The sequence below is a fragment of the Mycobacterium sp. TH-M106 genome (assembly GCF_057473765.1).
On the sequence record NZ_JBYCLE010000587.1, the window covers coordinates 1 to 1,853 of the forward strand.

The window sequence follows — 1,853 nt, forward strand, 5'->3', positions numbered from 1 at the left end:
CTCGGCGCGGTGGGACGCGCGACGAAGTGGCGGCTGTCCGGGCTGGGGTGCCGCGTCATCGCCTACGACCCCTACGCCGACGAGGCTCAGCACAGCCTGGAGGAGCTGCTCGGCCAGGCCGACATCGTCTCGCTGCACGCGCCGGTCACCGATGAGACCGCCGGGATGATCGGCACCAGGCAGTTCGCCGCCATGCGCGACGGCGTGGTGTTCCTCAACACCGCCCGCGCTCAGCTGCACGACACCGACGCACTGGTCGCCGCGCTGCGCAGCGGCAAGGTTGCCGCCGCCGGGCTGGACCATTTCGCCGGCGAATGGCTGCCCACCGACCACCCACTGGTGGGCATGGCAAACGTGGTGCTGACCCCGCACATCGGCGGGGCGACGTGGAACACCGAGGCCCGACAGGCACAGATGGTGGCCGACGACCTGGAGGCGCTGCTGACCGGCCGGCGGCCCACCCATATAGTCAACCCGGAGGTGTTGGGATCATGAAATTCGTTGATAACGCCGAGGACGCGGTGCTGGCGGCCGCCAAGGACATGCTGCGGCGAGGCCTGGTGGAGGGCACCGCGGGCAACATCTCGGCCCGCCGCGAGGACGGAAATCTGGTCATCACGCCGTCGTCGGTGGACTATGCCGAGATGACGCTCGACGACTTGGTGCTGGTCGACCCGGACGGCGAGGTGCTGCACGCGGCGGAGGGCCGGGCCCCGTCGACGGAGATGAAGCTGCACCTGGCGTGCTTCAACGCCTTCGACGACATCGGGTCCGTCATCCACAGCCACCCGGTGTGGGCCACCATGTTCGCGATCGCCCACCAGCCGATACCGGCCTGCATCGACGAGTTCGCCATCTACTGCGGCGGCGACATCCGCTGCACCGACTACGCCGCGTCCGGCACCCCCGAGGTCGGTGCCTACGCGGTCAAGGCGCTGGACGGCCGGGCCGCCGCGCTGATCGCCAACCACGGCATGGTTGCGGTGGCACCGCGCCCGGACAAGGCCCTGCACGTCACCGCCCTGGTGGAGCGCACGGCGCAGATCGTTTGGGGCGCACGGGCGCTGGGCGGGCCGATACCGCTGCCCGAGGACATCAACGCCGGCTTCGCCGGGATCTACACCTACCTGCGGGCCAACGCATAACGCCGCGAGCAGCGTCGGTTAGCGCTGGTCGAAGGCCACCTTGACGGCGCCGCTTGTGCCCTGCTCGGCGATGGTCAGGAACGCGTCGCGCCACTGGTCCAGCGCAAAAGTGTGAGTCAGCATGGGCTGCAAGTCGATTCGGTCGTCAGCCACCATGTCGAGGTAGTGCGCGATCGCATGTTTGCGGACACCGCCGACCTCCTCGACCCCGAAAGCGTTGGAGCCGACCCAGCTGATCTCCTTGAAGTACAGCGGACTCCACTCCCAGCGGCCCGGTCCGTGCACGCCGGCCTTGACCAGCGTGCCGCGCGCCTTGAGCACCCGCACCCCCACCTCGAACGTCTCCGGCTTGCCGACGGTGTCGTAGACGACGTCGATCGCCCCCGGATAGGCCATCGGCAGGCCCTGCAGCGGCTGGCGCAGCCGGCCGCCGCCCCAAGCCGACAGCTCCTCGACGACGGCCAGCCGCGGCTCGTGCGCCAGAACGAGATCCGCACCGAACCGGCGGGCCAGCTTCGCCTGGGCGTCGAAGCGCGCCACCACCGCCACCGCCACATCCGGGTACAGCGCCCGCAGAATCGCGACGGCACACAACCCCAGCGAACCGGCGCCGTAGACCAGCACCCGGCTGGACGGCGGCGGCGGGTGCCGGGTGATCGAATGCAGCGACACCGAGAACGGGTCGGCGAACACGGCGACCTCGTCGGG

Annotated in this window: 3 protein-coding genes; 2 read left to right on the forward strand and 1 reads right to left on the reverse strand. The window is 70.0% G+C overall.

Translation table 11 applies throughout. From position 1 onward, the window contains the following. Together AC2VOP_RS19915 and AC2VOP_RS19920 are read left to right on the forward strand one after the other, a co-directional pair. Positions 1-495, forward strand: a 495-nt coding sequence (locus tag AC2VOP_RS19915; RefSeq protein ID WP_486962572.1) for an NAD(P)-dependent oxidoreductase, incomplete at its 5' end; no start/stop codon positions are given. Beyond that, positions 492-1,145 (forward strand): L-fuculose-phosphate aldolase, encoded by a 654-nt coding sequence (locus tag AC2VOP_RS19920; RefSeq protein WP_486962573.1) that lies wholly within the window; start codon positions 492-494, stop codon positions 1,143-1,145. The genes AC2VOP_RS19915 and AC2VOP_RS19920, both read left to right, overlap by 4 nt. Positions 1,146-1,163: 18 nt before the next feature. Here AC2VOP_RS19920 and AC2VOP_RS19925 read toward each other — a convergent pair. After that, positions 1,164-1,853, reverse strand: a 690-nt coding sequence (locus AC2VOP_RS19925; protein ID WP_486962574.1) for a zinc-binding dehydrogenase, incomplete at its 5' end; no start/stop codon positions are given.